A 6,078-nucleotide genomic window follows, 5' to 3' on the forward strand; every position below is an offset into this window, starting at 1 on the left:
TGGTATGCCTGAAGCGCATTCGTTAACTGCCCCTTCGTCTGCCAAATTTTACCGAGCTGAAGCTGAAGTTCGGCATTGCGCGGTTCTAGCTGAGTGGCACGCTGCAACGCCGCCCGTCCCTTAGCCAAGTCACCCTGATCCAGCCACGCGGCACCGAGATACAAGTGCACGCTTGCCCGCTTAGGTGCGAGGCGGGCAGCACGCTGCAAGGGCGCGATCGCGGCTTGGGGTCGCTGCTGCTGAATCAGCGTTGTGCCGATTAGCTCCTGAGTTCGAGCATCGCGGGGGGCGAGTTGCGCCGCCTGCTGATAGGTGCTGAGGGCAGCATCATAGTTGCCCGCGCGGGCGAACAAAACTCCCATCGCCAGTTGTGCATTCAGGTGACGCGGATTGATTCGCAGGGTGCGACGGTACGCGGCGATCGCCGCATCGGTTTCACCCAGATTTGCCAGACTGTAGCCCAAGGCATACTCAAATTCAGCGTTCTTGGGGTCAAGGTTGGTGGCTTGTCGATAGGCGTCTACGGCTTCTCGGTAGTTGCCCTGACTCGCGTGCAAGACGCCAATGCCTGAAAAGATGCGGGCATTGCTGCCATCTAATTCGGCAGCGCGACGGTAGATCTCGATCGCCGCTGGAAAATTTCGTTGGTCCACAAGCCTGCGCCCTTCCCGCAGTAGCTCTGTCACCTGATCATCAGTAGGCGATTGGCTAGACTGCTGGGCGTAAGTTAGCTGGGGAGTTGTGAGTCCTAACAGCAGCAGCAGACTCATGACAACAGGAGTTTGTTTACGCACGGTTAGAGATCCTGAAGGGTTGACTCGGTTTAACCACAATAATCTGTCGAATGGTGTAGGAGTCAAGAGGAACAGTTTAAATACCTGCGTTGGGGATCACGCTACAGGAGGTAATTCAGCGTTTAATTGCGATCCACTTAATCAAACCTGTCGCGTTTGTTTCATCCAACTCTCTCTTCAGGGGCAGGATAAGTTCCTACTACTGATAGAGAAATTGTTTTGTTACTGCACTGTAAATTGAAGCTCAACGGGAGCCACTAAATGAAAATAAAGCTTCGGAGGGAGGCAGATTATGGCATATACGAATCGACCAAACGTGGTGGAAACTACCACCGTTCAACCCGCTGTTGATTACCACGATCGTGTTCGTTGGGGTCCGATTATTGCAGGTTTGTTTACAGCACTTGCTACGCAGTTGGTGCTAAGTGGAATTGGAGCAGCGATTGGTTTTACGTCGATCGCAGGATCGGGTGCACCGCGATCGAACGCAGACGATGCAGCTAACGCTGTAGGAATTTGGACCATTATTAGCTTGTTTATTTCGCTGTTCTTAGGCAGCTGGATTATGGCTCGCTGCTGCGGTCCAATGAATCGCAGCACTGCACTATTAAACGGTGCTGTATTGTGGGCGACCACACTGGCTCTGAGTGCTTGGCTACTAGCAAATGGTGTTTCGGGTGCATTTGGTATTCTGGCGTCCAACGCAGGTGAAATTGCAGGTCAGGCACAGCAGCAGATTCAGTCTGGCAACGTTGATGTTCCGAATCAAGCGCCCAACGTAACTGCACAACAGACTCGCGACATCGCAGGCAATGCAGCTAAAGTTGGCTGGTCGTTTGCGTTTGGCTCGCTGTTGGGATTGATTTCCTCGCTGATTGGTGCTGTAGTGGGTGCTCGCAGCTACCGCAATGTCCAGCGCGATACAACCGTTTATCGTGAAAGCTAATTAACTGGATTAGTAAATAAAAAGCCCCCGATTTAAATCGGGGGCTTTTTCGTTCAATGGCAGTGCTACTGCACAGTCTTTTTTTCTAGCAGAAAACCGCAGCGTTACAGAAATGTCCGGCGTTCCAGATGGTGGCTTTCAGAGGCTCGCTGAGCAGTTTGTAGCGAGTCAAACCGTAGCGAATGCGAGCGATTTTGATCTAGAGTACCTTCAGAGCTTCTAGAAAATCTTGGCCGAAATGCTTCATTATCCTGAGAGAATTTGGACAGGTTGAGTGAACGAACATACAGCACCATGATGATTCTCCGTTAAAAGTGATGTTGAAATCAGGTTGTACGATCGTGCTTGTGCAACTAGCCAATTGCGAAGCATTCGGTACTAAAGCACTCACATTTTTTGAATAGCCACACTAAAACCACCAAGTGCTACCTTGATGTACCTTGAAAACAGAGCAAGGGATTAATTAAACGATCGTAGCTACATTATACTACACTTATACTACAACCTAACTAATTTAGCCAATGTTCAGAGTATTAACTCATACCCCTAGTTTTTAAAGCTTTAATCTTTCACCGGATGAATTTTTTGTAGCCCGTTGAAGCGCTAGCGGATTAGCGAAGACTGTTGTGAGACAAAGGCTTGCCAACTATGGGCTATCAGACATTCAGCCGCTTCAGTTAGGTCTGAGAGAAATACCCCTTCGTCAGAATTGACGTCGGAGCTTAGCCAAATTCCGTGCAGGCAAATCTCTACGAAGTCCGCATCACCGCGATAAAGGCAGATCTGCTCATCGCTCTGAATTGCAATTTCTAGCAGGCGGCTCAATTCAGGCAGCGTATCAGGCAGCAAAAATGAGGCGGTTCCTGATTGCAGCAGCAATGTTTTCTCAGCCCGTACAGCTAACAGCACTCGCTGCACGATCGTGGCTTCGAGCGATTGGGTTAGCCGTTCAAGATGGATGCCTGTTTCGGCATAGGTAAATTTCAGCATGATTCTAAGGTCCCGTGCGTCTCTCCAGAGCGTGAGGAAGCAGACTGGCAAACGGTTAACAAACGGCGCGAACCCCTGCAACCGCATTGTGGGGTCAATTCAGTGAGGTACATCGACAGAACCTCCTGTTCCCTCCCTGCAAAGAAAGAGGAAAATCTTGCGTCTTCTCCGTCTTGGGAAGGCTTGGGGAGGGGTCGAGTGTACCTGAACGGAGCAAGCAACCGCTATATAGCGCCTATACAGCGCCATGAGACGTCTCCCACTTCTGACTAGAAGCAGGAACTTGACGGAAATCGGATTAGAACGGAGCTTGTAGCGGTTAGGGCGCGATCGTCAGGCGATCCGAACTGAAGGCGTTTTCATGGCAAAAGACCGCAAAAATGGTTTGAATAATCCATTTAACATACTACACTTGTATTACAAACCTGTCCATATATGACTTAAGGAGAAGTAGCATGCATACAATAACCCGCACTTCAACCACCGACATGGAAGTGACCAGCATTCGTTTAGAGCGGGAGCTGAAAGAGAAACTCAAGGAACTCTCTGGAAACCAAGGCTATCAAGCACTGATTCGGGACGTGCTCTGGAATTTTGTGCGGCAGAAGTCGGGAGAGTTTAGTCCCCAGCTGTCCCAAGCCGATATCCGCGCCACGATCGCCGCCACCGCTCAACACGACGAGCGCTGTGCCTTAACGGGAAAAATAATTCGATCACAGGAGCCAATGCTGCTTGGACTCACCACTAGCGGACAAATGGTGCCACTCAGCTCGAACAGTTTCGTTAATCCCTAATGTCGAACCATCGATTCGAGTAGAGTACCGCGTGCTGAGCAGAGTTGATCGGGGTAAACAAGATACTGTTTCTGCCAGATTCATCCGTTTTCACTCGTTCTTCTGCGGCTGATGCTATTATGGTTACGCGATTGCGGATGTGGCGGAATTGGCAGACGCGCTAGATTTAGGTTCTAGTACCGCAAGGTGTGAAGGTTCAAGTCCTTTCATCCGCATAGCTTCTGTTTAGGGCACGGGGATACCGTGCCCTTTTTCATGGAAGCTTCTACTCAGCGCCAAAGCATTAGCGCCAAAACAAAAAGGGGTGCACATGTGCACCCCGCATGATAATGATAAGGACGGGCTAGGAGGGATTCGAACCCCCGACACCGTGGTCCGTAGCCACGTGCTCTAGTCCACTGAGCTACAAGCCCTTACAAGAATCCTATCCTACCACACACTTTAGCAATCGTGCACAATTCATCTGCTGATTCGCAAATTTTCCCGACACCGCTGACGCACCTCGACTCTGAAGGGCAAGCACAGATGGTGGATGTATCTACCAAAGCACCCACTGTTCGACGGGCTGTTGCCGCTGGACGAGTCCGCATGCTGCCAGAAACCTTGGCAGCGATCGCGTCGGGCAACGCTCCCAAAGGCGATGTTTTGGGAACGGCGCGCTTGGCAGGCATCATGGCGGCAAAGCAAACCGCACAACTCATTCCCCTGTGTCATCCCCTGCCGCTTCAGAAAGTGGAGGTGCAACTAGTGCCGGACCCAGAGCTACCAGGCTACAAGATTCGAGCAGAGGTGCGAACCAAGGCAGAAACTGGAGTAGAGATGGAAGCGCTCACGGCTGTTTCAGTGGCTGCCCTGACGCTGTACGACATGGCAAAGGCCCTGGAGAAGTCGATGCAGATCGAAGATATTCACCTAGTCAGCAAGACAGGCGGGAAGTCAGGGGACTACAGCCGCTCTGAGGAGCAGCACTAAAAAGGGTGGGCACGTGCCCACCCTTCAAATTGCGATTTGTAGCAGCGCTATTCAGCCGCAACGGGGTAAACGCTCACCTTCTTGCGCGACCTACCGTAGCGCTCAAACGTGACAATGCCGTTAATCAAAGCAAACAGCGTGTCGTCACTGCCACGACCCACATTGTTACCGGGGTGGATCTTGGTGCCGCGCTGACGGATCAAAATGTTGCCTGCCGTAACAGTCTCGCCGCCAAAGCGCTTAACGCCCAAGCGCTGAGCATTCGAGTCGCGACCGTTGCGCGTACTGCCTGTACCTTTCTTGTGAGCCATAGTGTCCTCGCCCTCTGTGTGTTCCTATTACTGAGTCTACTGAAATCTAGAGCGTAAAGGAGGATGGAAGTTGACCTACAGTCCCTCCCCTACTGGTTTATTCTGCTGCGTCGGTGGTCTCGACTTCAGCGGTTGCAGGTGCTTCAGTGGTTGCAGGTGCCGCGCTTGCTGTGGCTTTCCCACCGATCGTCGCGCCCCCGACGCTGATGCTGTTGATCATCAAGCGCGTCAGTTCTTGGCGGTGTCCTTGCTTTTTGCGGGTTTTCTTTTTGGGACGCATTTTGTAGACAATAATTTTGCGACCGCGCAGATGCCGCAGCACCGTTGCGTCGACCGTTGCACCATCTACGAGCGGTTGCCCAACGCTCACAGTGCCATCGTTTTGCACGAACAGCACTTTGTCGAGCGTCACCGTTGCGTCTTCGTCAGCCGCAACCCGATTGACGTCGTAGAACCGTCCCGGCTCCACTCGTAGTTGCGTGCCACCCGTTTCAATAATTGCATAGGAAGTCATGAGAGTACCTTCAGAGTTGCCGTACAGGTAGTTCTGGAATGATGAACGTTGAATTAAGAGTTTTGAGTTGCTGTCAAGAATGGCTGCACTCAAATCCCGTCACTCAGAACTTTTTCGCGTCTCACCTGGTCCGAGCAGGAATAGACAGCCAGTTATCCAGTATGCCTAGATTCAAGGAATAGTGTCAACTATCTCACTGGGTGAACGAAAAAAAGCGCGAGAGGGTGTCCAGTCCAGACCGACGAATCTCTCGGCGCGGCAAATTTCATTCACCCGACTTTCCATTCTGGCTGGAGGGTGGGTACTAGCAGTCCGATCGCCGCAACTACGCCCGACTCGCCCACTCTTTTGCCCAGTTCAGCGTTTCGTGAACCTGCTCCAGTGTGGCAGCTTCGCAGTACAACCGCAGGACAGGCTCCGTGCCGCTAAAGCGGATGAGCAACCAGCTTTGATCTGCCAGTCGGAACTTGTAGCCATCGCCGCTAAGGCAGTCCACCACAGCACGTCCAGCAATTTCTGTAAGCGGTTGGGTTTGCAGTTGCGCTAGAAGCCGCGATCGCACCTCCATACTGGCAAGCGGCAAATCGATGCGATCGTAGTTTGTCACACAGCCTGTTTGCTGCTGCAAGCCCTGGTACAAATCGCTTAGATCCGTGCCCGACTGCACGATCGCCTCTAGCAAGTACAGCGCCGACAGCAACGCATCGCGCTCTGGAATATGGTGTCCATACCCAATGCCACCAGACTCTTCACCGCC

At 52.0% G+C, this 6,078-nt stretch carries 7 protein-coding genes, 2 tRNA genes and 1 pseudogene; 4 read left to right on the forward strand and 6 right to left on the reverse strand.

The window, feature by feature from the left end; genetic code table 11:
* Positions 1–794: tetratricopeptide repeat protein (locus H6F43_RS13790; RefSeq protein WP_190343313.1), on the reverse strand; the 794-nt coding region annotated here is incomplete at its 3' end.
* A 292-nt stretch (positions 795–1,086) separates the two neighbouring features.
* Here H6F43_RS13790 and H6F43_RS13795 point away from each other — a divergent pair.
* Positions 1,087–1,740 carry a hypothetical protein gene (locus tag H6F43_RS13795; RefSeq protein ID WP_190343314.1) on the forward strand — a complete coding sequence of 218 codons (654 nt, stop codon included), beginning with the start codon at positions 1,087–1,089 and terminating at the stop codon, positions 1,738–1,740.
* Between the two features lie 603 nt (positions 1,741–2,343).
* On the opposite strand, the gene H6F43_RS13800 is transcribed toward H6F43_RS13795, so the two are convergent.
* A complete protein-coding gene (locus tag H6F43_RS13800; protein WP_190343315.1) occupies positions 2,344–2,730 on the reverse strand; it encodes an alr0857 family protein in 387 nt (128 codons plus the stop codon).
* Between the two features lie 455 nt (positions 2,731–3,185).
* Here H6F43_RS13800 and H6F43_RS13805 point away from each other — a divergent pair, with 455 nt between their 5' ends.
* A complete protein-coding gene (locus H6F43_RS13805) occupies positions 3,186–3,524 on the forward strand; it encodes a hypothetical protein (RefSeq protein WP_190343316.1) in 339 nt (112 codons plus the stop codon).
* A 133-nt stretch (positions 3,525–3,657) separates the two neighbouring features.
* Positions 3,658–3,739: transfer RNA gene (locus H6F43_RS13810), tRNA-Leu, on the forward strand.
* A gap of 124 nt (positions 3,740–3,863) precedes the next feature.
* Here H6F43_RS13810 and H6F43_RS13815 read toward each other — a convergent pair.
* A tRNA-Arg gene (locus tag H6F43_RS13815) sits at positions 3,864–3,937 on the reverse strand.
* A 37-nt stretch (positions 3,938–3,974) separates the two neighbouring features.
* On the opposite strand from H6F43_RS13815, the gene moaC reads away from it, so the two are divergent.
* The gene (gene moaC, locus H6F43_RS13820) at positions 3,975–4,496 is read left to right on the forward strand and encodes a cyclic pyranopterin monophosphate synthase MoaC (protein ID WP_190343317.1); all 522 of its coding nucleotides are present in this window, start codon (positions 3,975–3,977) and stop codon (positions 4,494–4,496) included.
* 47 nt (positions 4,497–4,543) lie between these two features.
* Here the strand turns inward: moaC and rpmA are convergent, their stop codons facing one another.
* The 3 genes and pseudogenes from rpmA to H6F43_RS13835 form a co-directional block, all read right to left on the reverse strand.
* Entirely contained in the window at positions 4,544–4,807 is a 264-nt protein-coding gene (gene rpmA / locus H6F43_RS13825; protein ID WP_190343318.1) for a 50S ribosomal protein L27, read from the reverse strand.
* A 97-nt stretch (positions 4,808–4,904) separates the two neighbouring features.
* Positions 4,905–5,321: a 50S ribosomal protein L21 gene (rplU, locus tag H6F43_RS13830; protein ID WP_190343319.1), complete on the reverse strand. Its 417-nt coding sequence runs from the start codon at positions 5,319–5,321 to the stop codon at positions 4,905–4,907.
* A gap of 325 nt (positions 5,322–5,646) precedes the next feature.
* Positions 5,647–6,078 (reverse strand): annotated as a pseudogene (locus H6F43_RS13835) (phosphoglucomutase/phosphomannomutase family protein); the annotation flags it as partial.

It is taken from the genome of Leptolyngbya sp. FACHB-36, from assembly GCF_014695955.1.
Lineage (GTDB): Bacteria > Cyanobacteriota > Cyanobacteriia > Leptolyngbyales > Leptolyngbyaceae > FACHB-36.

Excerpts from the sequence above, each read along its gene's own strand:
- rplU (WP_190343319.1), bottom strand. The coding sequence starts at position 5,321 with ATGACTTCCTATGCAATTATTGAAACGGGTGGCACGCAACTACGAGTG.
- H6F43_RS13795 (WP_190343314.1), top strand. The coding sequence starts at position 1,087 with ATGGCATATACGAATCGACCAAACGTGGTGGAAACTACCACCGTTCAA.
- H6F43_RS13800 (WP_190343315.1), bottom strand. The coding sequence starts at position 2,730 with ATGCTGAAATTTACCTATGCCGAAACAGGCATCCATCTTGAACGGCTA.
- rpmA (WP_190343318.1), bottom strand. The coding sequence starts at position 4,807 with ATGGCTCACAAGAAAGGTACAGGCAGTACGCGCAACGGTCGCGACTCG.
- H6F43_RS13805 (WP_190343316.1), top strand. The coding sequence starts at position 3,186 with ATGCATACAATAACCCGCACTTCAACCACCGACATGGAAGTGACCAGC.